We start from the raw sequence: 26,437 nt of genomic DNA, 5'->3' as shown, positions 1-26,437 counted from the left end.
AACATCTGCAATCGGTTTGAGTCCTCTTTGACCAAACCGTAGAATCCGACGTGTTCCGCACGCAATCCAGTGGTCATGCACCGAGGCGAGGGACACGTCATGATTCGCTCTTGGCAGCCGCTGTTGGTCTCTAGCTTCGCACTCCTCTTGGCAGCGGCGAATGCCGATGCCCAGCAGTTGCGACAACCAACTCGACGGCCGTATCAATCTGCTTCTGAACGGACTGCCACCGCTGGTGGATCTCGAGTTTCCCATGCCAAAGCATCGCCCTACCCGGTGCGAAATGGCTTCTACTATGCAACTGTGCATTCGTTCGACGCTAAGTTTAACTCGCTCAACCTGATCTTCGAACCAACCAAACGTAAGCAGGAAGTGTATCTCACGTACGTCGATCTATTGAAAACTCGCAACTCGCCGCAGGGGCCTGAAAATGCAAACAAGGCCTCAGAATTGATCGGCAAGCGAGGAGTTTTTTATATTTACGCCAACCTGTACGACCTTCCGATCGACTTGCCAGGCCAGAAAATCGCCAGACAGTTCGGGACTCTCTGCACGTCGCAGATGACGTTTTTGCCTGAGCCTGCCGCACTTGGAAACAAGGTTGACGCAGTCTTGGCACATGTCGTGAAGTACGATCCCAATCGCGCAGAATCACTATTTGGCACTTTGCAGCAACATGAATACCACCGAAAAAAGTCCTCGCAACGATTGCTCCTGGCGCGCTTAATTATCAAGGGAAATGGGAAAATTGCGGACATTAAAACCACACGGTGGTCGACTGTCATCGACGAAAGCGGCTATCTCGTGACAAACTTTTCTCCCGCGGAGGAAGAAATTATCGGTGTGCAATTAGAAAACTTCATGCCCTTGCAGTTACCCTTGGCTGCAGGAGATGGCCCCTTGGTGCTCGGCGATGTGAAACTCATGCCACCAAAGCCAGAAGAATTAGCCACGCTGAAGTTCTCATTTAGCAAGCCACTGCGAGAAGCACTTGGCACCAAAGGAGAATTCTTTTTCGACCTGAGACTCGTTCCAATCAACGAACTACCAAGCGATAGTACCGAACAGAAAGTGATCGATCAACTCTTCACCTATTCCTATCGCAGTCCGATTCCACTTCCTGCTGACTTCAGTTACCAACTCGCGCCGGGCAGCTACGTGGTAGGAATTTACGCTCCAGGACGTGATGCATACTTCGAAAACTACACCTTGCGTGCTGGACAAGTTGTTGACGCCAAGCCGATCGATATGCCTCCTTTGACGTTCGTAGTGGCTCGCTATAGTTACCATGGTCCCGATCACTTAAATCCCAAACGCGGCGAACACGTCACCTCGGGAGTCGCGAATTACGTCACCAACCAGATGAGTTACCTGGGACCACTTCAAGGTGGCCTGTTTAACCAGTTTGTCGGGATTGATTTGGTGAAAATGCCTGAAATGTCTTTGTCGGGTTTGTACCGCGATGAGAAGCACAGGCTGTTCTTCTCTGCGGGGCCCGGCAAATGGAAGGTGCAAGATTTAGGTCAAGGAACTTTGGAGAAGATGCAAAAAGTCGAGACTAAGCACGTTCCACTCCTACCAGCCGAGAGTTTTCGGGAGCAGAAGGTCGCGTTCGAAGTCGATTCCCAACCCACTGAGTTCGACTACCAATATTTTCCCATCGAGGAGGGAAATATTTATCGACTCGAACAAGAGAAAGCGACGCTGCTACTGGAGATATTCCAGGTCACGACCAAATTTGAGGACTACTTAAACAACGAGACCCGCGGCCTTAAGCAAAAGTGAATTGTTCTCCATGTCGAATCCCTTCGAATCACCCCAGCATCCGTCGGAACCACGCTCTGCAGGGCACGGCCAAGGAGATTCCACAGGCGGCCTGATTCCTTATAAGAACATGCCGGCGCTGCTGGCGTACTACATCGGCATTGTGTCGATGTTGTGCTGCTTCTTCGGACTGCCAATCGGCATCGTGGCGGTCGTGCTGGGAGTCATGGGCTTGCAGAAGCGAGCGCGGGAGCCCGAAGTAAAAGGCTCCGTTCATGCCTGGATTGGCATCATCTGCGGCGTGATCTCTACCATCGGCGCAATTGCGATGATTGCAATCATCGTTGTAGGAGTCATCTCAGCCTAAGGATACTTCTCGCGGACGATCGCCTGATCGTCCGCACAGAGCATCGAAATTGGCATGTTGATGACCTTGCCGTCGGTGCGACGCAGTTGCACGTGATCGAATTCGAAATCGATTAGTTCCGCTTTGATCTTGTGCTGTCCCGTGGCATCCGTCCATTCGCGGATTTTTGCTTCGCTTACCGGCTTCAATGCCGCCGGGATAGCGGGATTCGCAGCGGGCGTCGAAGTGGTCGGTTCAAGCCGCTCATCGCTAGGCTTGGCAACAAAGAGCGAGTCATCTTCAGACTCGCCACTCTCCTTGGTCTCGCCGGGCTTGGGTGTCAGCGGTTTTAGAGCCGATGGCAAACCGGAAGCAGCAACCTGCACGTGAGGATCCTTTTCGAGCCGAATGCGATCCAGCGAAACCACTTCCATCACGCCGTTCGTGGAATAGCGGATTCTGGTCAGAATCCCGCGTTTGAGCATCACGACGGCCGGATACCACTTCTTGTCAGAGAAGACGTAAACCAAATCTCTTGGCTTAAATTGCGAAACATCCGTCGCTGGAAAACCGGGAGGAGGAGCATTTTCTTCGTTCCCACCAGCAACTGGGTTAGCGCCCGGTTGCGGAATCGGAACCGGTGTAAACGAAGGAGCGACAGGCTGAAAACTGGGTGCTGGTTCGAAACTGGGTACCGGCGCGGGCTGGAAATTGGGAGTGGGCGCCGGCTGAAAGCTAGGCGTTACGGGTTGAAAACTGGGGGGTGGACTGGGCTGAGTACTGGGGAGGCTTGGGGGTGGAGCCTCGGGTGGCACAAAGGGCTTAACTGTCACCGACACAAACTTGTAAGGCCGATTCGTCCGACCAAATATCTCTCGCTCACCCGGCGGCAACGCTTGTTGCTTTTTTAGATAATCCGCAAACGCTTCGGCCCCTGGCTCTACTTTTTGCTTTTCCGCTGACTTAAGCAGCGCGAATGCACCCACGCCCAGGGCTATCACGCCGGCAACAAACAGCAGTACCAATCCCAGGATGATGCCGCTAATTAGCAGCGGGACCTTGAGATTCAAGCCCGATCGCTGCGGTCCAGGACCTGGAGCAAACGGATCACTACCTGGCTGTCCATAGGGATAGCCCATTACCACAGCCCTTTTGATTTGCGATCAGAAACTCAATCAACGTGGCAGGCCGCAGAACTCCCCGCGACACCTGCCTATCGTAACTTCTCACCCCAAGTTTCGTCAAACTTTTGGCCGAGCAGATAGTAGGCATTATTCGCGTTCGCGGGAAGCTCTGATAGGGCTATTCCCGCTGCGAATTGAGTCAATCAAAATCGGGCAATAAATACGAACTCTACTGCTTGATGCAATATAACCGGTCGATGCCGCGGAGCAGTAATTGATCGCCGGCGATCGCGGCCGACGACCAGAACATATCGTCGAGCTTATTGGTGGCCAGCACCTTCAACTCATTCCCCGCTTCCAGCACAAAAGTCTGGCCACTTTCATCCAGGCAGAAGACTTTTCCATCGCCGGCCCAAGGGGATGAGGTAAAGCCCTTGGCACTGGGCAGCCGTTGTTTGAAATGCTGCTTCCCCGTCTTGGCATCAAAGCAACTCAGCACGCCGCCGCGCTGATCGAGGACATACAGATTGCCGCGATAGAGCAGGGGAGAGGCCATCGGCGGCCCAGCCCGCTCGACGGTCCATTCCACGCCGGGGCCGGTGCCATCGTCGCCAGGCGTGACGTCGCCACTTGCGCCGGCCTTCACCGCACAGAGCGGACCATTGCCACCCATCCCACCACCGCTGCCGACGTACAGCAGTTCGGCATCACCCACCGGCGTCGCCGAGCACCGGCTCACGCTGCCGCCAAGTTCCCACAGCAACTTACCAGTGGCCGGATCGTACGACCGCATCTTCGTGCCGCCACCGGTTACCAGTTCGGTCCGCTCTTTGTTCTTCCAGACGAAGGGGGTCGACCAGTTCGACTTCTCATTGCGCGAGACGCGCCACAACTCGTCCCCCGACTTTTTATCAAAGGCCACCAGGAACGACTTCTCTTCATTGTCGCATTGAATGAACAGGCGATTCCCATCGAGAGCCGGCGAACTTCCCGCGCCCCAGCCATTCATCATGGGATAGGAATCGACATCCTTCTTCCACAGCAGCTTGCCGTCGAGGTCGTAGCAAAACAGCCCGGTCATCCCGAAGTAGGCATACAACCGCTCACCATCGGTAACCGGCGTTTCCGAAGCATAGGTGTTCGTACTATGAATCGAGATCGTGGGCTTCCCTTCCTTGGCGAGATTTTCCCACAGCACCTTGCCCGTGGCTCGATCCAGGCACAGCACCTTCCAGCGATAGACCGCATTCGGCGGACTGCTGCCTCGTCCCCCAAAGCCGCCTCCTCCAAAGCCGCCGCCAAAACCACCGGGACGACCCGAACCCGGAGAACCAGGACGACCACCGAACCCGCTGCCGCGCGGAGGCTGGCGAGGTTCATCGTCGCGGCTGTTGTCAGAGCCGCCGTCACCAGCCTTGGGAGTCTCCCCCTTCTTGGTATCGCCCGCGTCGCTCCCGGAACCACCCGGTCGGCCGCTGCCAGGACGACCACCGAAACCGCCACCGAACCCACCACCTCCAAAGCCGCCACCACCAGACTTCGGCTTGGTTTGATTCTCGGTCACCGCCGTGGTCACGAAGATCTTGTCTCCCCACACCACGGGCTGCGACCACGCCGCGCCGGGAACTTCCACCTTCCAAGCAATGTTCTTCTCGTTCCCCCACTCGGTCGTCAGCTTCTCTTCGCTCACGAGCCCCGCCCCCGTCGGCCCCCGAAACTGCGGCCAATTCTCCGCCTGAGCGAACCCTTGCCAACCAAGCACTGCCAAACCGGCTGCCAGCATGCGTAACCGCATAAGAAACTCCGTTCGCCCGCAGTAAAGAAAAGAGAACCTAGGAAGAGGTGGTTCAGAATGAAACACCGACCGGCACGTGAAGTTGCGACAGCGGACAAGCGCAGTCTCACAGGTTTACGGCAGTCGTTTTCAGCGCACTCGTTGAAAAAGTAGCCGACTTTTTCAACACCACATGCAGCATCTCTCGAGCGCGGCGCGCCTCTCTGTTGAAAAACCCCCGGACTTTTTCAACACCACCCGATTGAGCGTCATTCGAGGCGGTGCGCTAAAAGTCCTGCTCGCGCAACAAGTCCGGCGTCTGCCCAACAAGTCTTGCCCCGCGAACCTAGCGGGGCTTTTTCGTGCGCGGGTAGAATGGCGAGTATGGGCGAGAACCAAATACATCAGCTTTTTAACGGCGATGCCTACGCCTGGATCGAGCAGGCAAACTCAATCATGCTCAAAGTTAGCAATAGTCACGGTGATCCAGTTGAGTTGCAGTGGGGTGATGCCCGCCAGTTAGGCCATCTTCTCCTTCAATTGGCAGACGAGGGCGAACGGCTTGACCGAGGCTCAGCATGAACCGAGTAAAGTCGAACCGCGCACCCCTAATTATCGCGATCGTCTTGCTGCTCCTGCCGGTGTTGTAAGCGGGAAGTTATCTGGTGCTGATCGTGCCGGGCGGTATCCACTTTTACAAGGCGGAATTTGAAGAACACTACCGCTGGTAGAACAAATTGTGTTCGCGCGTCTTCTGGCCACTGGAGCAGATCGACCGAAGAGTGAGACCAGAGTCGTGGGACCTGGGAGACAAGCTTGAGTAGCCGTCCACACTTCAACCGCTAAGAATTTCGACTCCAGCACTAACGTGCCGAGTGCCAGGCTAACTGACGAATTGCGCGGTGAGTTCGTAGTAGCGCGTTGTGCGTGTCCGCTATTTCCCGTCCCGCAATCGGTCGCCGAGGAACGGATCAAGCTCAGGAACCGCTTTGATCTTCTCGATCGTCTTAGCCACCGGATAGGCCACGCGGCGAAATTCGACGTGCGTATCGGTCTGGATCACATAGGAGGCCCGCGGATCGCCGTCACGAGGCTGACCGACGCTGCCGACATTGAACATGGCCTTGTTGCCGGCCAGTGTGTACTTGTTGTTGATTTCGCCCGGGCTAAGGAACTTGCCATCCTCGGTGAAGACGCCCGGCACGTGCGTGTGCCCCTGAAAGCAGAACCGCTCGATCAGCGCGAAGATTCGCTCCAGTTTGCGCGGGTTGTAGATGTCTTCGGGAAAGACGTATTCGCTGAGCGGATTGCGGGCCGAGCCATGCACGAACATCAATCTGCCGTCCCGTTTCACCCGGGGGAGTTCGCTCAGGTACTCCCACCGCCGGGCAATCGCCGCCGAATCCTCCTGCGAATTCTCAAGCTGATCGCGGGTCCAAAAGATGGCCCGCTCCGCCCCGCTACTGAAACCTTCGGGATCGTAGAGCGCGCCCTGATCGTGATTACCAAGCACCGACCAGGCGAAGTTCATCACCTTATCGACGCATTGCCGCGGATTGGGGCCATAGCCGACGATATCTCCCAGGCAGGCGATTTCGTCCACGCTTTGGGTCTGCACATCGGCCAGCACGGCATCGAGTGCCTCGATGTTGCCGTGAATGTCGCTAAGAATCGCCCGCCGCACGCCGTTACTCACTCGCACAAAAGTTAGAATCGCTTGGCTGTATCTTCATGGCCCGCCCCAGCTTTGACAAGCGGAGAAAGCCGCCAGCTATGGGATGAATTACTGGAAACCTCTCATTTTTTCCCCAGCCGCGGCAGCGGCTAAGGCGATTCCTAATCCGCCTCCGCGTCCTTTTGCTTCTCTTTCGTTTGCTCCCGTTCAAAGGGGGCCGCATGCCTTCCAGACCGTTAACACCAGCCCTCCTCCGAACATCGCGATCGTTGCGAAGGCAAACAGAAGCGCGGCGACTTCGTAGAACGCATGCACATTGGTGAACACGGCCACACCGAAGAGCACCAAAGACAAGCAAATCAACAAGGGCCCGCCAATGGCGATTACGAGACCCGCATTGCGCAGCCCTGGCGACTTCGTCGGCTCCACCAAGCCCATCCAGGCGCCGAGCCCCAGGAAAAACAAGTCCAGGAACCCGCTGCTGAACAGCAAGATTAGAAAAACGACAGTCAAGATGGCGGCGCCGGTCATGATCGTATACCGAAGATTTGCTTCATCGTTTATTTCGCTGCCCACTTCAAATGCTTATGCAAAAAGTCGAACGTTCCTTTGCCGTTGATGGTATGGGGGCCGTCGAAGATTTCCATTTCGCAGCGGTCGCCGATCTTCAAGCGATGATTGTAGTGATAGAACACTTTTGCGTATTCGTGTGCGACCCACTCATCGGTGGAGACACCGTCCGTGTGCCCACGCTCGACCATGAACGGGCGCGGCGCGATGAGCGCAGCCATCTCGCTGTAGTTGAACGTGTTCCCTAGATCGAACTCGAAGATTTCGTACTCGCCGGTCCAGACATAGCTGAAGGGCAGCCGGGTCGAAGCGTTTTTCGAGATCCACTCGTTGAAGTCGGCCGAACAAATCGACAGGCAGTAGTCGGGAACGAGCGGCGGAATCCGCATCGCACTCTTGCCGCCGTACGAGAGGCCATAAAAGCCGATTCGCTCGCCATCGACCATCGGCAATTGCTTCAGCCAGTTACAAATCTGCTGATGCTGCGGCACCATGATCGAGAACAATGTCAGCCCCAGCGGATTCGCCTTCCGCTGCAACGTGCGAAAGTTATCCTTGCCGATGTAAATGTTCTGTGGCGCGAACGTGATAAACCCGCGCTCGCACAGCTTGGCGGCAAAGTCGTGATACGCATAGTGATTCCCTTGAAACGTATCGACCGGACGCCCTTCGAGACCATGCTGACAAACGACCACCGGCCGCTTCTCACCCGGCTTCAAATCCTTCGGCACCAGCAGCACCCCGTAAGCAAATACGTCGTCCACCACATCGAGTTGCACTTCGTAGCCGATCCATTTGTCTGTTTCGTAGGTCTGCCGCGTGCGCGGGTTCATCGTCAAAGACAATTCATCTAGGTAACCAATGGCGTTGGCTGCGAACATCGCTCGATACTTTCCAACAACACCGCGGTATACCTCGAGATCCTTGACGGCATACAGCTCGCGCATGAACTCGCTGCGAACCTTGGGGCTATCTTGCAGCAGCAACTGCGTATCGTCGACTAACTGTTTCACGAGTCGCGATTGCCGCTCGGCAACATCGGGGAGTGGACCATTTTTCTCGGGCATCACCTCAGACGTATCGACCGAACCATTCGGTCCGCACAATTGCCTCAGGAACGAAAGCAGAGTCCGTGTTTCACAAAACTGACCGGCCGACTCCGCTGATATCGCCAGATTCCGCGAGGCAAATCCCTTCGGTTTGAGAGGGACTTGGTCACTGATCTTCAGCAGACGATCAATCTCAGCCTGAATGGCAGCTGGCTGGGGAAATACATAGTCGGCTGGCCCACCTCCTTCGCTGGGCAACTTGATGTTCGGCCCCGGTGTACTGTCGATCGTCAGCGCCCGAGGCACGATGAGGCTTGCCACTTCAGCGTCGCCGTAAAGTTCGACCAGCCCCTGCACATTCCGGTCGAGCGGTTCCTGCCAGACTCCTTCGCGCGGGCCGAAGTAACCACTCACGCAGGCAGCATCGATCCGCTGATCGAGGGCCGCGGCATACATGGCCAACTGGCCGCCGTCGCCATAGCCGATCACGCCGATGGTGGGATCATCATTGCCAGCTTCGCGCGCGAACCAATCGACGCCGGCCAACACTTGCTGTACTTCGTACCCGAGAATGTGCCGACCCATTTCGAACGCCGGACGATAGACAAATTCGCGGTCGGTCAAATTCGGCCCCCGATCGCCGCCCCCGAAAGACCGCTTCTGCATTCGCCGGCTGATAATCGCCGGCACCAACACGCGGCAACCACTTTGCGCGAGCCTGCGCGCATACTGCGACTCCGGTGCAATTCCTTCACTGAGCCCGCATAGCTGCTCCGGTGTCTGTTCAGCCGACGGAATGGCCACGATGTCGGCAACGAACTTCTTATCGAGAGGAACGAGCAACAGGCCTTCCGCTTGAATACCGCGGACCGTTGGCCAACGGACGCGGAAGACTTCAAATTTTTTCCCGGTGGCAATCTTCGCCGGCTGCTCGGTCGTGGCGATCAGTTCCGGCGCCGCGAACTTCGTTCGCTCATCGCGCACGCCCAGGATGTGAGCCAGTCGCTGACGAAACGGCTCAATCGTGCGGATGTAGTGGCCCGTCGTATCAAACTCTGGCCCCCACCGCCTCTCTCTACCCGCGGGCGCTGCCGCCAGTTGCTTGAGCAGAAAGCGATCGATGCCCGCGACCATTTGCGCGGCAATGTCGCCCTGAAGTTCTAGTCGCTTCGACCCTGCCAGCGGCTCACCCTCTTTGGCCAAGGCTGGCTGCGCGAGACAAACGACCAGCACACCGCAAGCAACAAGCAGGGTTCGACGCAGCATGGCATCTCCAAACGAAAGGAGCGAACGCGTTGGACCTCCCGAGTATATCGGCGACGATTGCGCAGGCAAGAAATCTCGCTCTAAGCGGCGCGAGAACCACGCTTGACGGCGGGCGGTGAAGCAAACGACGTCTCAATCGCTTCTCGCTCCGGCGCACTGACCTCGTACAACTCGTACACCAACTCATCGAGTTGCTGGTCGAGAGCAAGATCCGGTGCGCGATGCAATTGCTGTGCGAGTGAGCTAATGCTGCGCTGACGATTGAGCGCGCGTGGATCACTGGCATCGACGATACGAATCGGCAACTGCGCGAGTTGACCTTTGTTAATCGCCAGATAACCGCCAGCCAGTCGTTTCGCGGCAAAACGTTCACGAAACAGGTAACTCAGCAACTTCGAGTTCAATAGTCCTAGCAGATAAAACGGCTCGATCTGCATCTCGGCCGCAGCATACACTTGCACCCCCAGCGCGCAGCCTTGTTCATCGTAGGCGGCTTCCAATCGCCGACTCATCCCGCTGAAGACGATCTTGGGTTCGCGATAGAGCCGCTGCTTTTGCGCGCTCAACTGCGGCGAGTTCAAACTTAGTCGCGGCTTCATCCACAGTTTTTTCAGGAAGCGGACGTTACCCCGCTCAATGGCATATCGATCGATATTGCCGCTCACAATAAAGTCGACGCCATCGTCCCCGCAGTTCGCCGAGCGCTCTTGCTCGAACAACAGCCTGGCCATTTTTTCAGCCGCGTAGCCCGACGCTCCGCTATGCAACGTGCAAACTTGTTCGAGAGGAACCGTAGGAACACGTTCTTCCAGTCGCAGATCACTTCCCAGCACGAACGCTCGCGACGACAACGTTGCCTGCGAAATGCTTCGTGTACTCAAGCCCTTCGTAAGAGAGTCACTGCTCTGGCCTATTCGAATCAGATGCTTCGCTGGGGCTGGCCGCTTACTCAGCACGATCACTTGCGGATAGGTACTCGCCTGCGGAAAGACCCGCAGCGAGGATAAGTCGACGATCTGTTCCAGCGTAGTCGTCTGCAGCAGCAGCTCGCGCAGTGGCGCGGCGTAATCGAGCGTGCCCCATTTGTTCGGCACAATGAATCCCAGCCTGCCGCCGGGCTGCAACAGTTCAAGCGCCCGTTCGATGAACAGGACGTACAGATCAAAGTTACCGCGAGCCGTTTGATATCGCCCGCGCAGCGATTGCACCGTAGCGGGTGACTGCGCCCGCGCTAGTTCCCGAATGTTGACATACGGCGGATTGCCAATCACTGCCGCAAATTCGCCCCACTTTGCCTCCACTAACGAATCGGCGCAGCGGATGTTCTCTGGCGGCAGATCTGGCAATTGCTCGTGCGCAGTTGCGACGGCCTGTGGATCGATATCGCAGCCGTAGATCGCTTGCCCGCAAACTTCCTTCCACGCTCGTGTGCTGATTCCCAGTTCGTCGCAGCGTTCTTTGATGAGCCGCGCAGCAGCCGTCAAGAAGACACCACCACCGCAGGCCGGGTCGATGACTTTCGGCGGAATAGTGGTTCCGTTCCACTCCGCAATCAGCGGCCCGAGCGTTTCGCGTGTGATCCACTCGGCCACTTCCACCGGCGTATAGAAAACCCCTCGCGCGCGGCGCGCGGCACGCGATAGCGTCGGTTCGTGCTCGGGTGCGGAGAAAGGGCCAGCCATGGGGCGACTTGTCGCAGTAGCTGGCATTGATAGCAAGACAAACTGGGTAAGCCTGCGGGAAAGTAGCGCGCTTGTTGCAAATATTGATTCAAACCAACGAGCAGACCGCGACGATACGGTACGTATGAACTCCGTCATGTACTTTCTCCCCTTCGCCAATTCCGCGGCCCAATTGGGCACCGCGGCCATTCAGCAGTTGACTGAGAGCGCGGTGAACACCGGCAGCGCATTTGCCGAGCTGCTCGCGGGAGACAACGAAAGCGAGGACGAGAAGAAGATCGAACAAGGGCTGAAGGGTGCCGACTCCAGCGACGGAGTGATCGCCCTCGTCGATCAGATTCAAAGTGGCCTGCAAGCCAAGCTGCAGTCGATGGGTTTGCAACTCGATGGCGAACTGACACTGAGCATCGACGCCGACGGCAAGGTCTCGGTCGCGGGTGATTCCGACTCGGCTGCCGTCCTCGAACAAATCATCAATTCCGATCCCAAGCTGCAAGCCCAAATGGGCGCGCTCAAACGAGCCTGCGAGGCTGCTGGCAAGTCGGATCAGGCAGACACCAAGCTGAAGTATTTCGCTGGTCAGCTGCACTTGGAAACACCGGAGCCATCCGTCGCCGAGGAATTGGCTGCCGACGAACTCGCCGCTGCTGCTTAGTTGCCGTCAGGCGATTACTCTGGTTTGGCCAGTTGCTTCATGAGTGCAGCAATCCCCGCGGCGGCAATCTCTGCATCTTGCTCACCGGTGCCGCCACCAACACCAACCGCGCCGATCACCTCTCCTGCGACGATCACCGGCACGCCACCTTTCAACGTGGTGAGTTTTCCTCCGCTTTGCCCCGCGGCAAACTGCAGACTCAAGTTCAACCACACATCGGGTTCTTTGGTTCCCGGCGGTAGCGGCCCCGTCGCTGCGCGAAGTGTGGCCGAAGCACTGGCCTTGGTGATCGCCGTATACAAACTGGCCGGTCGAGCGCCGTCCATCCGCTGAAAAGCAAGCGGATGACCACCGTCGTCGACCACGGCGATATTCACTTTCAAATTCATCTCCTCAGCCTTCGACTTCGCAGCAGCCAGAATCTTCTCCGCTCCGGCTAACGTCAATTGATAATGGCCCCCGGTAATAAGTGCCTTAGCGCCGCCGTCCGCAGGTTGAGCGTTGGCGGGAACGGCAAACATTGCTAGCAGGAGTGCGGGTGCCAGGCAGAAGCAACGAGACCGCAGCGGATAAAGCATGACAATGGGTCCTGAAAAAGGGGGCTGGAAACGAAGCGACGCATCCTACTGCCGCTTTCCCGAAGCGTCGACTCTTGCTACGTTTGTGCGCTTGTTTGCCAATCTTCTCTTGTCTCCGTACCCATTCTTTGCGCGTTGCCACCATGAATAAAGTCGTGCGTCTTCCGAAGCGGTCCGATGTGAAAACTGCCGACACCTGGGATCTCTCTACTCTCTGCAAGAGTGAACAAGACTGGGAACTGCAGTTCAAGAAGCTCGAAAAGATGATCGCGGGCTTCGAGAAGTTTCGCGGCAAACTTGGCGACGGCGCGAAAACGGTGCTGGCGTTTTTGAAGTTCGACGCCGACTTCGATCAGGTTGCCGAAAACGTCGGCGGCTATGCCCACCTGCGGGCCACCGAAGATCAAACCGATAATGCGGCGCAGTCGATGGTCGCCAAGTTCCAGAATCTGGCAACCAAGGCGTCGCAAGCCGCCTCGTACTTTCGGCCTGAGTTGCTCGCGCTTCCTGAAGCCAAGCTGCAAGAATACTTAGCCTCGAAAGAGCTGAAAGCCTGGAAGCTCGTCCTTGAGCGCATCATCCGCTTCAAGCCTCACACCCTTTCGCCGCGCGAAGAAGAGATCGTGGCGATGCAGGGAGAAATGGCTGGCGCCGCGAACCAGGCCTTCCGCCAACTGCTCGATGCCGACCTCAAGTTCGGCAATGTGAAAGACGAGAAGGGGCAACAAGTCGAACTCTCGAACTCGACGTTCATAAAGCTGCTCGTCTCGTCCGATCGCAAGGTCCGCAAAACGGCCTTCCTTCAATACTACGAGCAGTTTAAGGGGCACGAGAATACTCTCGCAGCCACGCTGAATGGGTCCATTCAGAAGGATGTGTACTACTCCAAAGTGCGCGGCTTCAAGAGTGCTCGCGAAGGCGCACTCTTTCCAGACAATGTGCCGACAGCCGTGTACGACAACCTGATCGCTGCGGTTCGCAAGAACTTGCCCGCGGTCCATCAGTACTACGACGTGCGACGTCGCAAAATGAAGTTGAAGGACATTCATCACTACGACACCTACGTGCCGATCCTCAGCGACTTGGAAGTGAAGCGCACTTGGAACCAGGCCGTCAAACTGGTGATGGAATCTCTGCGGCCCCTCGGCAGCGAATATTGCAGCGTGCTGGAAGAAGGTTTGCTGGGCCGTTGGTGCGATCGTTACCCGAACCAGGGTAAGAATAGCGGCGCGTTCAGCAGTGGCAGCTATACGGGCTATCCCTACATTCTGATGAACTACAAGGAAGACGTGTTCAACGACGTCTTCACGCTCACGCACGAAGCGGGGCACTCGATGCACACCTGGCACTCGGCCAAGCATCAGCCCTATCAGTATTACGGCTATGTGATTTTTGTCGCGGAAGTGGCCAGCACGTTTAACGAGATGCTCCTTAGCCATCATTTGATCAAGCAGGCGAAGGATAAGCGGCAGCGAGCTTACCTGATCAATCGCGAGATCGACGACATTCGCGGCACCGTCATCCGCCAAACGATGTTCGCCGAGTTCGAAAAAATCACGCATGCCATGGCCGAAGCGGGGGAACCGCTCACCGTGCAATCGATGCGTTCTGCGTACCGCGAATTGCTCGACGCCTACTTCGGGCCGAACTTCGCCATCGACGAAGAACTATCGCTCGAGTGCTTCCGCATTCCGCACTTCTACCGCGCGTTCTACGTCTACAAGTACGCCACCGGCCTCAGTGCTGCGATTGCGCTCAGTCGCAAGGTGCTCAACGGCGGACCCACCGAACTCGCCAGCTACCTCAATTTCCTCAAGGGAGGTTGCTCGAAAGATCCGCTCGACCTGCTCCGCGACGCCGGCGTCGACATGGAGAAGCCCGAAGCCGTCGATACCACGCTGGCGCATTTCAATAGCCTGGTAAAGGAACTCGACGAGTTGTTGTAGTCGAGTTTGCACCTTCCCGGAAGGGCGAGGTTCCTCCCGAGCCGCTGACGCGAGATTGATTTTCCTTGTGATGCCTCGACCGGAGCCTCGCCCTCCCAATTCCGTTCTGCCGCGTCTCATTGGCAGGGCTTTTTCATATGTGAGTGGAATGACACCATACGAACTGCGCCTCACCACCGGAGCTCAGAGTTATGGATACGTTTGACGTTGAATTTGAGAGCGGCGACGTCCGCGCTGCCATTGAACTGCCAATGGAACCCTATGGAACAAAGCTACTCTACGCGGATGACAACTCCGACGAGTCATGCATCATCCTTCAACACTTCGGTGCGATTTGGCCTCAACTATGGCCAGAAATGCGCAGCCGTCTGGAGGATCTCGCACTGAACCACCTCGACCTGGAGACTCCTGTCGATAGCGAAACTTTGGTCGGGTTAGTAACAAAAACTACGCGGGGTAAGTTTATGGGGGATCGTGCTGACTTTTACCTTTCCTTGGATTCAGATGACCATCCAGATTGGGACTACTTCATCAGGGATGGCCTGATTGTTCACTTCCAGCCTGTTTTCTGAGTTCCCCGATTTCCAGATTGCCTTGCCTAAACGCGCGAATTCTGCTTATTCGGCAAACACCGCGCCCACGGCTATACTGATCGGTTGGGTAAGGCACATTCGCCTCAGGACATAGAGCATGTCGACTGCTGAACTAACCTCGCCGATTTCACCAGACTGGTCGCTGCCAAACATCGGGACACTCGCGCAGCTGGTCCATCAACTGGGCGACTTGCCGCTGCAGCGCATTCTATTGAAGCCACCGCCGGGCTCTGCAGGCGAAGCGGACTTGTTGCAATGCGTTGAAGTAGAGAAAGTCGGTTGCGAACTTGCTGACGGCACGCTGGTGGTGAAAACGATGGGGTACCACGAATCACTGATTGCCATGCTCCTCAGCTTTCGCTTGCTCGAATACCTGAAAGCGAATCCGCTTGGAATGGTCGCGGGGGAATCCGGGATCTGCCGCTTGTTGCCGGGATTGGTACGAACCCCTGACGTGAGCTTTGTTTCCATCGAAAGGCTGAAGGGACTGACGGACAACGAGCTTACTTTCTGTCCCGGCGCTCCCGACCTATGCGTCGAAGTGCTCTCCGCAGGAAATACGCGACGGGAGATGGAGCGGAAGCTGCACGAGTACTTCGAACATGGTGCCCGCTTGGTTTGGTACGTCGATCCCGCGCGGCGCACAGCACGTGCGTTCAGTTCAGTGGATAACGTTCTGGAGATCGACGTCGATGGTACCCTTTCAGGCAGTGACGTCCTTCCCGGCCTGACGATATCGCTGCGCGACTTTTTTGCTGAATACGATAAGCACTTAGCCCGGCTGCCGATCCAACTCAAACCACCGTCGCCATCTGACGCATGACCGAAAACTCCTGCGATGTCGCGCTGAAGGAATGGGCTGTTATTTGCCGCGCGCTGGAGACGGGACAGCAGACGATTTTGCTGAGGAAGGGTGGCATCGCCGAAGGGGCAGGGGTCTTTCGTCCGGATCATGCTCGCTTCTGGCTCTATCCCACCCAGTTTCATCAAACGGCCGAGCAGGTCACAAGTGACTTGGTTCCACTGTTAAGTGAGACCGCTGAATTGCGAACCGCAGCCGGCGATCTGGTCTTGCGTTCAGTGGCAGTGGTTGAAGAAGTGCGCTATCTGACCTCCATCGAACAGGCGCTCGCTCTCTGCGGCCTACATGGCTGGAGCGAAGACGTCGTCCGCCAGCGTTTTGCCTATCGTCAGCCCGGACTCTTTCTCTTCGTGCTGCGTGTCTTTCGCAGCGAAATCACGAACCAGGTGACAGAATCCGCCGAGATGGCAGGCTGCAAGTCGTGGGTCGCTCTGCCTATTTCATTTCCCATCGGCAGATCGACTCCCGCTTTAACTTCAGCAGCATTCGACTATGCCAAACAACTTATTCATTCGAAGTTAAACTCGTAGGCCAACAGTGATGGACGAGAGAATCTACGACATTGGTGAGGCGGCTCATTCTAGTGAGGCCTACTACTCGAACGTGTACTTCGACAACTCCAACTTGGTTATCCCTTACGTTAATTTTGGGCTTGTCGAGCATCCCCTGAACCCTCGGAGTGATCGGGCGATTTATGTCGATTTCGCATATATCTTGTGTACCGGCCTCGTGTACCTGAAGGTGCTGTCCGGAGTCCTCCTAGGACGGCGTGAGGACGCTGGGCACATCTTGTATTTCGGTGGATTGCAAATGGACGGACCTCCCGAATTAATTGACTTTGAAGTCGGCTGCAAATCTGCTTACGTATACTTGCTACCGGATTCACGGCTTTCAAACTCGATCTGGGTTGCTGTCGATGGTCCTCTCCGGAACCTTGACGCGGAGACTGTTGCCGCCTTCTTTCGCGCTGAACGGATGCCAGAATCCATTCGGCGATTCATGGATTAGCAAAGTGAGAATCGAGAACCATTTCACGAATCGGTCGAAATAAAGTACTTCCAGTGGAAGTGACCTCCTGAACATCAGGCTCTTGCTGGCTCCTGCCGTTCGCTCCGCTTATAGTGACGGCTCGCTCTGTCGCGCTAGTCGCCGCACGTCACAGCGAGCCCCTCTCCGCAAGGATCGCTGCGATGCGAGCTTGGTTTTTACTACTGATTGGCTGCGCGTGGTTCGTTCGCGCCGCGACACTCTTGTCCGCTGCCGACGCGCCCGATTTCGACCGTCAGATCGCGCCGCTGCTCGCTGGCCGTTGTCTCGATTGTCACAGTGGCAGCGAATCCAAAGGGGGCCTCGATCTCTCGACATTGCAGGGCGCAACCAAGGGTGGCGAATCGGGACCAGCCATCGTTCCGCGCAAGTTTAGCGAGAGCCAACTGTGGCAACGCGTTGCCGCGGGGGACATGCCGCCAAAGAAGCCGCTGCCCGAGAATGAGCGCAAGTTGCTCCAAGCCTGGCTCGAAGCCGGGGCGAAATGGGGTAGCGATCCGATCGATCCGTACCGCTTCAGCACCGGTGCTCGCGCTGGTTACGATTGGTGGTCGCTGCAGCCTGTGAAATCTCCGGCGCCCTCCAGTACGACGGATGAGAATGCCATCGACCAGCTTCTGCTCGCCAAGCTGCGCGAGAAGCAACTCAGTTTCTCTCCGCCGGCCGACCGACGCATTCTTATTCGCCGCCTAACCTACGACCTCACCGGCTTGCCGCCGACACCCGCCGAGATTGAAGCGTTCGTAAAAGACCCGAGTGATTCGGCGTACGAGGAACTCGTGCAACGGCTACTGGCTTCGCCGCATTACGGCGAACGCTGGGCCCGGCATTGGCTCGACGTGGCTCACTTCGGTGAAAGCGACGGCTTCGAGTTCGACAAGATGCGCCCCAATGCCTGGCGTTATCGAGACTGGGTCATCGACGCGCTCAATCGCGATCTTCCCTACGATCAATTTGCCAAATTGCAGATTGCCGGCGATGTACTCGCGCCGACCGATCAGCAGGCGGTGATTGCGACCGGCTTTCTCGTCGCCGGTGCCCACGACAGCTTGCTACCCGCCGGCGATGCCATGCGGCAAATCATGCGGCAGGATGAACTGGAAGATATCGTCGGCCTGGTGGGGCAAACTTTCCTCGGGCTGACCGTGCATTGTGCCCGCTGTCACGATCACAAGTTCGACCCGATTCGCGCGCACGATTATTACAGCCTGGCCTCGGCCCTCGCGGGCGTGCGGCGCGGCGAGCGAGCGTTGCCCGCAGCGACAGTTCCACCTGATTTGGCCGACAAACAAAAGTCGTTGCAGAAAGAACTGCAAACACTTGAGGCTGCCGTTCGCGCCGCGATTCTCGCCGAGCGTACGATTGATAACAAAGCGGCAGTGCGCGCACCGGAGCCAACAGCGGAATGGGAATTCGACGGCGATGCGAAGGACTCGCGGGGCTCGCTGCATGGTCAGTTGCATGGCGGAGCAAAGATCGAAAACGGACTGCTCGTCCTCGATGGTAAGAGTGCGTATGTTTCGACTCCGCCACTCGCGAAACGAATTCGCGCCAAGACGTTGGAAGTTCTCATCTCCCTGAATGGACTCAAGCAGCGGGGCGGCGGCGCGATCACGCTGCAAAAACTTGACGGCAGCCTGTTCGATTCGATCGTCTATGGCGAAAAAGAGCCCGGGCACTGGTTAGCCGGCAGCAACTTTTTTCAGCGGACGACTCCCTTTGCCGGCGAAGTTGAAACCGCACAGGAAAATGAGTTCGTTCACTTCGCTGTCGTGTACGAGGCCGAAGGACAGATTCGCGGCTATCGCAACGGCCGCCCCTACGGCAGCGAATACCGCTCCAGCAATTCAGCCATGTTCGAGGCGGAGTCATCCCAAGTTCTGATCGGCTTGCGCCATGGTCCGCCCGGCGGCAATAAGCACATCGCGGCAAGCATTGACCGCGCGCGGCTTTATAGCCGCGCACTCACCGCTGGCGAAGTGGCAGCCGCCGCCGGTGTGGCTTCAAGCTACGTGAGTGAAGACGAACTCATGGCTCAACTGACACCGAATCAACAAGCGCAACGCCGCCGACTTCAAGAAGAATTGGCGGCCATCACGCCGAAGGTCGACTATCACCGCGATCGCAAGACCTTCGCAATTACGCCTGCCCAGCCTGAGATTTCGCACCTGCTTGTGCGCGGCAATCCGCAGCAAAAGGGGCCGGAAGTTCGTCCCGCGGGAATTCTCTCCCTCAGTCCAAAAGCGGCAGACTTTGGACTCGCTGCCAATGCCCCCGAAGCGGAGCGACGAAAGAAGCTCGCGGAGTGGATCGCCAGCGAACAGAATCCGCTGTTTGCCCGGACGATGGTCAATCGCTTGTGGCAGTACCATTTCGGCCAAGGACTGATCTCGACGCCCAACGACCTCGGCTTTAGCGGTGGCCAACCTTCGCATCCAGAACTGCTCGATTACCTGGCGAGCGAGTTTATTCAGCGCAAGTGGAGCTTGAAAGAACTCCACAAGCTGATCGTCACCAGCCGGGCGTATCAGCAGGCCTCAATGCCGCGAAGCGAGGCGATAAAGATCGATAGCAATAATCGCCTGCTGTGGCGATTTTCGCCCCGTCGCTTGGAAGCGGAAGCTGTCCGCGATTCCATGCTGATGGTCTCGGGCAAATTGAATAGTGAGGCCGGCGGTCCAAGCTTCAAGGACTTCCTGCCAGTCGCGCGCGGCGGCACGCAGTTCTATCAGCCTCAAGACTTGGAGGGACCGGAATATCAGCGCCGCAGCATTTATCGGATGTGGGCCCGCGGCGGCAAAAACCCGCTGCTCGACACGTTCGATTGCCCCGACCCGTCGACAACCACTCCCACGCGCGGCAGCACTACCACGCCGCTGCAAGCACTCTCTCTGCTCAATCACTCCTTCACGTTGCGGATGGCCGATGCCTTCGCCGAACGGTTGCAGCGTGACGCCGGGAAAGAGATCGATGCACAAGTCGCGCTGGCGTTTTCACTCACCGCGGGAGATGCACCCACAGCGGAACAGAAACAGGCTAGCACGCAGTTCGTGCAGAAACACGGGCTCGCGCCCTTCTGCCGCGTGCTGCTGAATTCCAACGCGTTCTTGTATGTGGACTAGGCTGAAATTGGTTTACTTAGCCCGACGCGTCAGCGAGGGAAGATTGTGGTGCGTATTCACTGCCTGCGAACGCGAGTACAGAATTGCTCCCTCGCTGACGCGTCGGGCTAAGCAAGACGAACAAGAATATGAACGAATTACAAACTAACACCCGCCGTGACTTTCTCTCCTTTGCCGCGCAAGGAATCGGTGCCACCGCGCTCGCGTCGCTACTGGCACAAAGCAACAACGCGCGCGCGGACAAGATTCCTGGCCAGGCCAGCGATCCGCCACCTCATCACGGGGCAAAAGCGAAGCGCGTCATTCATATCTGTCTGTGCGGCGCTTACAGCCAGCTTGATACGTTCGATTACAAGCCAGAACTCGCCAAGCGGCATGGGCAGCCGCTGGGCGGGACCGAGAAGCCCGACGTCTTCTTCGGCAAAGTGGGGCTCTTGCGGCAGAATGATTTTGAATTCAAACAGCGGGGCGAAAGCGGCCTCTGGATTTCGGAGCTCTTTCCGCACCTGGCGGGCGTGGCTGATGAGTTGACGATTATCCGTTCGATGGTCGCCGAATCTTCCAGCCATACGCCGGCGACCTTGCACGAGAACAGCGGCTTTCGCCTGAATGGTTTTCCCACGCTTGGCTCATGGCTTTCGTATGGCCTAGGGTGCGAGACCGATGAATTGCCGACCTACGTGGTACTGCCCGATACGCGCGGACTTCCTTCGGGTGGCACGAGCAACTGGACGCAGGGCTTTCTCCCGGCGCAGCATCAGGGAGTGATGTTTCAGAGCAAGGGAACGGTCATAAACGACCTCTTTCCCGCCCGCGAGATTGCCAGCGATGTCGAACGCGACAGCCGCGAACTGCATGCCCTGCTGAATCGCACCAACCGCGCTGAGCGCGGCGACAGCGACGAATTGCTCGCGCGGATGCGGGCCTACGAAATGGCGGCGAAGATGCAACTCGCCGTGCCGCGCGTCACCGACCTGTCGCAAGAGACCGCTGCAACTAAAAACGACTACGGACTCGAGCGTGATGAAACTCGCGACTTCGGCCGCAGTTGTTTGCTGGCGCGACGTTTGATTGAGCAAGGCGTTCGTTTCGTCCAGCTCTTTTCCGGCGGCTCGTTTGGTTCGCCCCGCATCAACTGGGATGGGCACGAAGACACCAAAGCGAATCACACCGGCGAAGCGATTCGCATCGACCAGCCTGTCGCAGCGCTCGTGAGAGATCTCCGCCAGCGTGGGCTGTTCGAAGATACCCTCTTACTCTTTACGACGGAGTTTGGCCGCACGCCTTTCACGCAAGCTGGTTCCAGTGAACTAGGAAAAGGTCGCGACCACAACCAATACGGCTTTTCGATCTGGGCTGCTGGGGCAGGCTTAAAACCGGGCATGGCCTACGGCAATACCGATGACATCGGCTGGAAAGCAGTCGAGAATCCCGTTGCCTGGCACGATCTTCACGCTACAGTGCTGCACTTGCTCGGCATCAACCACGAGCGACTCACCTTTTATCACAATGGCATTCAGCGCCGCTTGACCAACGTGCACGGCCACGTGGTCAAAGGCATTCTGGCGTAGTTCACGTCCCATACCGGCAACATGACTCAAGCTGCGCCCGAACCTTCCGACGACGAAATGTCCGCCCTGTGGCGGGCCGAAACCGCCGCCTATGTGCATGCGGCGAACGAATCCGTGCAAGATCGTTTGAGATCGAAAGATCCTGATCCCACGGAACCGACGCCCGACAATTGCCAACGCTTTACCGGCCGCGTCTTAGAAATCGTGCGTTCAGCTAATGCCAGCGGCAACATCGCGGGACTGCGCGAACGGTTTCCTCCCGCGCACAATCCGTTGGTGGATCTGCTTGAAGACAACGGCCGCGCGCTGCAACCTATTTCGCTATTGCCCAATGGCCGGATCGTCGTGGGTATTGGCGCGCCTTATCAATATAAGCGTGTGGCCGTGATCGATGACCTCACGGTAACCGACTTGCCGGACCTCATCACTTATGGTCGTTCACCGAATCGCCGCTATTTTGCCAAGGCTACGCTCGAACGAATTACGATTCATGATGGCTGGGATGGCCCCATTGTTAGCCAGTTGCAGTGGCCAACCGGCCTCGAGGGAATTCCCAAGCGGCTGACGTTTCGCAGAAAGTCGTGGCAGGAACAAAGCCCTCCCTATTTGCCCAACATCCACCAACTGATTCCATTCCCGAACGGGCAACTCGCTCTGCTTGTCACCTCGAACGGAATCTTCGTGCTGACCAACACTGGGGCAATTCGACTGCTGCCGACGCCCGACGAGTTTCGCGATCGCTATGACGGGCCCAAGGGAAGACCGAGCGGCGAAGAAGATAATGAATCCAGCCGGTTAGATATGCCGCACGGAGCCGTCTCGCACGACGGTCGTTGGTTTGCACTCGGTCACCAATGGGGCAACCACTGGATCTTCAACGAGCAGTTGCAATTTGCCGGCGAGATTGCGCCAACCAGTTCGTACCCACACTTCATGGCGTTTAGCGCTGACGATAGTCTGCTTCTTTGCAACTCCTGCCACTTCTATTGGGGGAGCAGCCGCGGAGTCCCGTTGAGCATCGTTCCCGAACTGGAGATTATCGATGTTGACCGAGATCCGCGCCTCCGCATGCTGGAAGACGAATCGCGAGTGTACGCGGTGGCCGCGCACGAAAAGATGTTCATTCTGGGAAATGCCAACGGCTGGTTAAGGGCCATCGATCTGCAGGGGAACTTGCTCTGGCAGCATTTTCTCGGTTCGACGATTAGCGGCCTCGATCTCTCTCCCGATGGCAAGCGACTGATAGCCAGCAGTCATGCGGGATACCTGTCGATCATCGATCTGCATACCGGTGAGGCCGACCCATATCAGATCGGTACCGCTACACACCGCGAACGACGCCGCTGGCTCTTTTGGGATCAGCAACCGCAACCTTTGGCGTGGTAAGCGGAGGCGAAGGATTCACTACGGCGCTCGTTCGCGGCAAATGAGCAACTGCTGCTGCCCACCCAGACGACCACCGCCAATGGCATCCACGAGCAGGCGATACTCAGACGCAACAGCAGGCATGTTGAATTCGATCGTCACGCTGCCATCGGGTTCGCTGGGTGAGAGGGGACGCCAGAAGAGCGAACTGGGCAAACTGATTTCGCCCCCTGCCAGATCGTTGACGACGCTATCGCCGGCAACGCCGCCATCGCGGTTCCCTTCCGACGCTTGCACACCGACGGATTTCTTCGCAGCCGGCGCACCGAAGGCGCGAGCAACCACAGCGGGGCTGTCGGTAGCATTCTGTTTGTCTTCACCCACTGCTCGCCGCTTGTCGACTTTGGCGGGAGCTTGCGTCTGTTGCAGCGCTGGCGAATCGAGCGTGGTACCTTCTCGCTTCATCTCTCGCGCGGCTACGACCGGTGCTGGCGGTAGCGCTGCAGGCACCCTAACGACCGCATCGTTCGACTCACCGTTAGCAGCAACTGCTTGAGCAGGAGTAGTTCGCTTCAGCGATTCTATTTCCGCAGAAGTAACCTCAGCGCTGGGCGGTGAAATGGGCACCTCGTTCTGTGATTCAGCCGGCGACATGGCGATCTCAATCGCCGGAGCTGCTGCTGAGTGAGGCAACGACTGGCGTGCCCCCGAAGACACGAGCTGAACCGCTCCCACCACGAGCGTGAGGAGCGCCACGCTGACCGCAGGAAGCCAAACGAGCGGGCGTACGGGGCGGCGCGCGACAGCCAACACGCCAACAAGCAACAACAGGGCACCGGCAGAAAATGCCAACACCTTGCCGATGATTCTGCGCTGACTCGATTGCCGTTGACTTTCCAGCGCGGCGGTCATGTCAGCAGCACGGTTCACTTCATTCATTACTTCGGCGCGGTTGTCGGCCACTATCACGCTCACGGGAGCCAGGGCGAATCCTGTTTCGTCAGACGCCATCTGCGCCTTCGCGAGATCTCGTTGACCATCTTTGCGTTCTGCCTCAAGAGCGTTGGCAGCGCCCAATTGGCCACCGGCAGGAGCAGCCGCTAGTTCGCCTGGAGCATTGGCCGCTGCAACTGCGGGTGGATCTGCAGCGCGTGAATTTAACTGCACGGCCGATTTGCGAAATTGAGACGTCCCCGCCAGAGCCAGCGATTGCTTTTCGTCGACATCAACCGAACGAGCCTTGGCTCGCGAAAACGAATCAGCAAGCAGTAGCGGCTCGCGCACTTGCTGCACCGCGTTTTCTTCCCACACGCGAACGCCGACTGCCGCCGAGACAGGGCGACCTTCTTCATCTTGCACGCGCACTTTTAATTGCACTCGCTCACCGGGAGCATAGTCGTCTTTCAGCCCCTCGATCGCAAAGTGCAACGAGCGCGAGGCAGCTCGCTTCACTTGTTGACGATAGATGGGCGCGCTCGAATCACCTGGACGAAAATACTCCAGGTCAACTACACCTTCAACTTCGGGCGGAAGCGAGATTCGCTTGTTTGCTGCGAGCTCTTGCGGACTAAGCTCTTGGCGAGCAATCACCGTATTGTCTTTCGTCGCAACGACAATCACTGACTGCCTCGCCAACTCAGCCGGAACGGGCAAATCACCCAACGATTCGTGAATATCCGTCGGCGACAGCGCGGCCTGTGGTTCTCGTCCGTTACTTGCCAGAGATTTGAAGTTGGCGGACTCCTTCGCCTGCAGCTTCAATGCTGACAGTTTACTATTCGCTTGCTCTGCTTCAACTTGATTCGCAGCCAGTTGATCAGCCTTGGGCGGAGGAAGGTCAGACTTATCAACAGCAACCGCGCCAGGTTTGCTGGGAGCAACGTTGCGTGAAACCTCTGGAACCTGACTCTTGTTTTTTGCATCTGCTAACTGAGCACGTCCGTCCTCCAAAGTTCCCCGTTGAAAGCCTTTCGCTGCCAAGGGAGGTGCCGGCGGAGCAACAGGAGCTACCTCAACCGGTGCTGCAGCGGGGGCCATTGCTGGCGCGGGCAGAGCAGGAGTTTTGCCACTCTCCGTCTGGTTGGCAGCACCGGAGAGATTGGCGGCCAATGCCTGCGAATCGGCTGTGCGAGCCAGCTTCAGAGCGCTCTCGCCCGCTTTACGCATGGGTTCGTTATTGCGATTAGTTCCGTTCGCCGAGGCTGCGTTGTCGTTGCGCAGCATCAAACCACGTGACAGGGGCAACGATTGCTTTTCAATCACATTGCCCTCAGCCGCAGATCTGTTCGCTAAGAGATCAACGCCGGCAGTTTGCTGTTCCACAGTCTTGAGACCGGCTGCTTCCCGTCGCATCGTCAGTCCATTTGTCGAACTTGCCGGAGGAAGTTCAAACTCGCCTTTGATGACACCGATGTTCGCATCGGCAGTCCACATGGGCTGCACCACATCGGCGCCCGCGCGATTCTCGACCATCAACTCATCCGCTGGCGGCAACTGAGTTTCCTTCGAAAACTCCTTGACCCCCACCATGGTGAAACCAACTTTCTCACCAGGATCGGCAAACGGCTTTTCGAGCAACATCAGAGTTCGCTGACGTTCCGCAGCAATCGGCAACTCTGTCGACAGACTTTGCGTTTGATCTCGCTGGCCTTGCGCTTGCTCAGCGGCGGGAGAAACTTGCAATCGCACCCCGGGGCGTAGCGCCGCGCCGGGCAACAAAACTTCAGCCCGACCTTTTTCGTTGGTACTCAGTTTTTGGCGAAACGTTTCACGTCCCGCCGCATCGACCAGCCGCACATCCAGGTCAGCTGCAAAGGCTTGGTCCTGGGTGCTGCGTGTCTCGACTTCAATCGTGTTTGTCAGGCCTTCGTTCAGGGCCGAAGGAACACTCACGGTGGTGAAAAATGCTTCACGCGGCTCGGAGTTCATCGCCGTGTTTTGAATCGTCACCGAACGAGCGAGAAACTCCGGCTGCCACAACCCAAAACCTAATAGGAACAACAGGGCCGTCGTACCGATGATCGCCAGCCAATTGGTTGAACTGCCGGCCTGGTACTGTGCACCTGTAGCCAAGGGCCGAGGCGAGGCTTTCGAATGGCTACGCGAAGGAGACTTGGAACGAACGCGATGGTCTTGCGTGGCAACGTCTGCAGCAGGACCGATAGAAATATTGAGAGACGAATCTTCGACGCGGGCAGCATTCGAGACCAGGTCGGTCTGCAAACGCACTTCGGCATACAGCCGGGCAATTGCCGGATCGGACTTGATTTGCGTGTGCAGCGCAGCTTCTGCCTCGGGATCAAGTAGGCCGTAGGCCATTTCCCAAAGTTGCTGTCGGAGTTCTTCGTTCGTATTCATCTTGCCTGACATTCCCGCCGCTGGCTCGCCCATCGTGAGTTTCGCCAACAGCTGCAAAATCCTGTTGCAATCATTCTGACCTTGTTACCGG

At 57.3% G+C, this 26,437-nt stretch carries 19 protein-coding genes; 11 read left to right on the top strand and 8 right to left on the bottom strand.

Annotated features, from left to right (window positions below):
- The first annotated feature begins 147 nt into the window (after positions 1–147).
- Entirely contained in the window at positions 148–1,785 is a 1,638-nt protein-coding gene (locus ETAA8_RS13810; protein WP_238397756.1) for a hypothetical protein, read from the top strand.
- 10 nt (positions 1,786–1,795) lie between these two features.
- Positions 1,796–2,131, top strand: a complete 336-nt coding sequence (locus tag ETAA8_RS13805) for a DUF4190 domain-containing protein (RefSeq protein WP_145088978.1) — start codon at positions 1,796–1,798, stop codon at positions 2,129–2,131.
- On the opposite strand, the gene ETAA8_RS35590 is transcribed toward ETAA8_RS13805, so the two are convergent.
- Together ETAA8_RS35590 and ETAA8_RS13795 are read right to left on the bottom strand one after the other, a co-directional pair.
- A complete protein-coding gene (locus ETAA8_RS35590) occupies positions 2,128–3,249 on the bottom strand; it encodes an SHD1 domain-containing protein (protein WP_145088975.1) in 1,122 nt (373 codons plus the stop codon). The genes ETAA8_RS13805 and ETAA8_RS35590 overlap by 4 nt on opposite strands.
- A gap of 214 nt (positions 3,250–3,463) precedes the next feature.
- Positions 3,464–5,029: an outer membrane protein assembly factor BamB family protein gene (locus tag ETAA8_RS13795; protein WP_145088972.1), complete on the bottom strand. Its 1,566-nt coding sequence runs from the start codon at positions 5,027–5,029 to the stop codon at positions 3,464–3,466.
- Between the two features lie 363 nt (positions 5,030–5,392).
- Here ETAA8_RS13795 and ETAA8_RS13790 point away from each other — a divergent pair, with 363 nt between their 5' ends.
- Positions 5,393–5,590: a hypothetical protein gene (locus ETAA8_RS13790; protein ID WP_145088969.1), complete on the top strand. Its 198-nt coding sequence runs from the start codon at positions 5,393–5,395 to the stop codon at positions 5,588–5,590.
- A 352-nt stretch (positions 5,591–5,942) separates the two neighbouring features.
- Here ETAA8_RS13790 and ETAA8_RS13785 read toward each other — a convergent pair whose 3' ends face one another.
- From ETAA8_RS13785 to ETAA8_RS13770, 4 genes are all read right to left on the bottom strand, one after another.
- Positions 5,943–6,692, bottom strand: coding sequence for a metallophosphoesterase family protein (locus ETAA8_RS13785; RefSeq protein ID WP_145100499.1), 750 nt, complete (start codon positions 6,690–6,692; stop codon positions 5,943–5,945).
- A gap of 198 nt (positions 6,693–6,890) precedes the next feature.
- A complete protein-coding gene (locus tag ETAA8_RS13780) occupies positions 6,891–7,214 on the bottom strand; it encodes a hypothetical protein (RefSeq protein WP_145088966.1) in 324 nt (107 codons plus the stop codon).
- A 29-nt stretch (positions 7,215–7,243) separates the two neighbouring features.
- On the bottom strand, positions 7,244–9,568 hold the full coding sequence (locus ETAA8_RS13775; RefSeq protein ID WP_145088963.1) for a dienelactone hydrolase family protein: 2,325 nt from the start codon (positions 9,566–9,568) through the stop codon (positions 7,244–7,246).
- A gap of 80 nt (positions 9,569–9,648) precedes the next feature.
- Complete coding sequence (locus ETAA8_RS13770) at positions 9,649–11,250, bottom strand: HsdM family class I SAM-dependent methyltransferase (protein ID WP_202921823.1); 1,602 nt, start codon at positions 11,248–11,250, stop codon at positions 9,649–9,651.
- 124 nt (positions 11,251–11,374) lie between these two features.
- Here ETAA8_RS13770 and ETAA8_RS13765 point away from each other — a divergent pair, with 124 nt between their 5' ends.
- The gene (locus tag ETAA8_RS13765; RefSeq protein ID WP_202921822.1) at positions 11,375–11,905 is read left to right on the top strand and encodes a hypothetical protein; all 531 of its coding nucleotides are present in this window, start codon (positions 11,375–11,377) and stop codon (positions 11,903–11,905) included.
- Between the two features lie 14 nt (positions 11,906–11,919).
- Here the strand turns inward: ETAA8_RS13765 and ETAA8_RS13760 are convergent, their stop codons facing one another.
- Entirely contained in the window at positions 11,920–12,483 is a 564-nt protein-coding gene (locus tag ETAA8_RS13760; RefSeq protein ID WP_145088954.1) for a GlcG/HbpS family heme-binding protein, read from the bottom strand.
- 143 nt (positions 12,484–12,626) lie between these two features.
- Between ETAA8_RS13760 and pepF the strand changes: the two genes are divergently transcribed.
- From pepF to ETAA8_RS13725, 7 genes are all read left to right on the top strand, one after another.
- Positions 12,627–14,429: an oligoendopeptidase F gene (gene pepF / locus ETAA8_RS13755; protein WP_145088951.1), complete on the top strand. Its 1,803-nt coding sequence runs from the start codon at positions 12,627–12,629 to the stop codon at positions 14,427–14,429.
- 191 nt (positions 14,430–14,620) lie between these two features.
- Positions 14,621–15,001: a hypothetical protein gene (locus ETAA8_RS13750; RefSeq protein WP_145088948.1), complete on the top strand. Its 381-nt coding sequence runs from the start codon at positions 14,621–14,623 to the stop codon at positions 14,999–15,001.
- 118 nt (positions 15,002–15,119) lie between these two features.
- Entirely contained in the window at positions 15,120–15,845 is a 726-nt protein-coding gene (locus tag ETAA8_RS13745; protein ID WP_145088945.1) for a Uma2 family endonuclease, read from the top strand.
- Positions 15,842–16,414, top strand: coding sequence for a DUF1802 family protein (locus ETAA8_RS13740; protein ID WP_145088942.1), 573 nt, complete (start codon positions 15,842–15,844; stop codon positions 16,412–16,414). The genes ETAA8_RS13745 and ETAA8_RS13740 overlap by 4 nt, the downstream gene beginning before the upstream one ends.
- 660 nt (positions 16,415–17,074) lie before the next feature.
- Entirely contained in the window at positions 17,075–20,053 is a 2,979-nt protein-coding gene (locus ETAA8_RS13735) for a DUF1553 domain-containing protein (RefSeq protein ID WP_145088939.1), read from the top strand.
- 128 nt (positions 20,054–20,181) lie between these two features.
- Positions 20,182–21,624: a DUF1501 domain-containing protein gene (locus ETAA8_RS13730; RefSeq protein WP_145088935.1), complete on the top strand. Its 1,443-nt coding sequence runs from the start codon at positions 20,182–20,184 to the stop codon at positions 21,622–21,624.
- 21 nt (positions 21,625–21,645) lie between these two features.
- Positions 21,646–23,010: a WD40 repeat domain-containing protein gene (locus tag ETAA8_RS13725; RefSeq protein WP_145088933.1), complete on the top strand. Its 1,365-nt coding sequence runs from the start codon at positions 21,646–21,648 to the stop codon at positions 23,008–23,010.
- Positions 23,011–23,028: 18 nt separating this feature from the next.
- On the opposite strand, the gene ETAA8_RS13720 is transcribed toward ETAA8_RS13725, so the two are convergent.
- Entirely contained in the window at positions 23,029–26,394 is a 3,366-nt protein-coding gene (locus ETAA8_RS13720) for a hypothetical protein (RefSeq protein ID WP_145088930.1), read from the bottom strand.
- Positions 26,395–26,437 lie beyond the last annotated feature (43 nt).

It is taken from the genome of Anatilimnocola aggregata (assembly GCF_007747655.1).
GTDB lineage: Bacteria > Planctomycetota > Planctomycetia > Pirellulales > Pirellulaceae > Anatilimnocola > Anatilimnocola aggregata.
Note: the sequence above shows the minus strand (reverse complement) of the source record. Positions and strands in the feature narration are given on the sequence as shown.

What these genes read in the sequence shown, in the direction of transcription:
- ETAA8_RS13805 (WP_145088978.1), top strand. Translation starts at nt 1,796, where the DNA reads ATGTCGAATCCCTTCGAATCACCCCAGCATCCGTCGGAACCACGCTCT.
- ETAA8_RS35590 (WP_145088975.1), bottom strand. Translation starts at nt 3,249, where the DNA reads ATGGGCTATCCCTATGGACAGCCAGGTAGTGATCCGTTTGCTCCAGGT.
- ETAA8_RS13795 (WP_145088972.1), bottom strand. Translation starts at nt 5,029, where the DNA reads ATGCGGTTACGCATGCTGGCAGCCGGTTTGGCAGTGCTTGGTTGGCAA.
- ETAA8_RS13790 (WP_145088969.1), top strand. Translation starts at nt 5,393, where the DNA reads ATGGGCGAGAACCAAATACATCAGCTTTTTAACGGCGATGCCTACGCC.
- ETAA8_RS13780 (WP_145088966.1), bottom strand. Translation starts at nt 7,214, where the DNA reads ATGACCGGCGCCGCCATCTTGACTGTCGTTTTTCTAATCTTGCTGTTC.
- ETAA8_RS13775 (WP_145088963.1), bottom strand. Translation starts at nt 9,568, where the DNA reads ATGCTGCGTCGAACCCTGCTTGTTGCTTGCGGTGTGCTGGTCGTTTGT.
- ETAA8_RS13770 (WP_202921823.1), bottom strand. Translation starts at nt 11,250, where the DNA reads ATGGCTGGCCCTTTCTCCGCACCCGAGCACGAACCGACGCTATCGCGT.
- ETAA8_RS13765 (WP_202921822.1), top strand. Translation starts at nt 11,375, where the DNA reads ATGAACTCCGTCATGTACTTTCTCCCCTTCGCCAATTCCGCGGCCCAA.
- ETAA8_RS13760 (WP_145088954.1), bottom strand. Translation starts at nt 12,483, where the DNA reads ATGCTTTATCCGCTGCGGTCTCGTTGCTTCTGCCTGGCACCCGCACTC.
- pepF (WP_145088951.1), top strand. Translation starts at nt 12,627, where the DNA reads ATGAATAAAGTCGTGCGTCTTCCGAAGCGGTCCGATGTGAAAACTGCC.
- ETAA8_RS13750 (WP_145088948.1), top strand. Translation starts at nt 14,621, where the DNA reads ATGGATACGTTTGACGTTGAATTTGAGAGCGGCGACGTCCGCGCTGCC.
- ETAA8_RS13745 (WP_145088945.1), top strand. Translation starts at nt 15,120, where the DNA reads ATGTCGACTGCTGAACTAACCTCGCCGATTTCACCAGACTGGTCGCTG.
- ETAA8_RS13740 (WP_145088942.1), top strand. Translation starts at nt 15,842, where the DNA reads ATGACCGAAAACTCCTGCGATGTCGCGCTGAAGGAATGGGCTGTTATT.
- ETAA8_RS13735 (WP_145088939.1), top strand. Translation starts at nt 17,075, where the DNA reads ATGCGAGCTTGGTTTTTACTACTGATTGGCTGCGCGTGGTTCGTTCGC.
- ETAA8_RS13730 (WP_145088935.1), top strand. Translation starts at nt 20,182, where the DNA reads ATGAACGAATTACAAACTAACACCCGCCGTGACTTTCTCTCCTTTGCC.
- ETAA8_RS13725 (WP_145088933.1), top strand. Translation starts at nt 21,646, where the DNA reads ATGACTCAAGCTGCGCCCGAACCTTCCGACGACGAAATGTCCGCCCTG.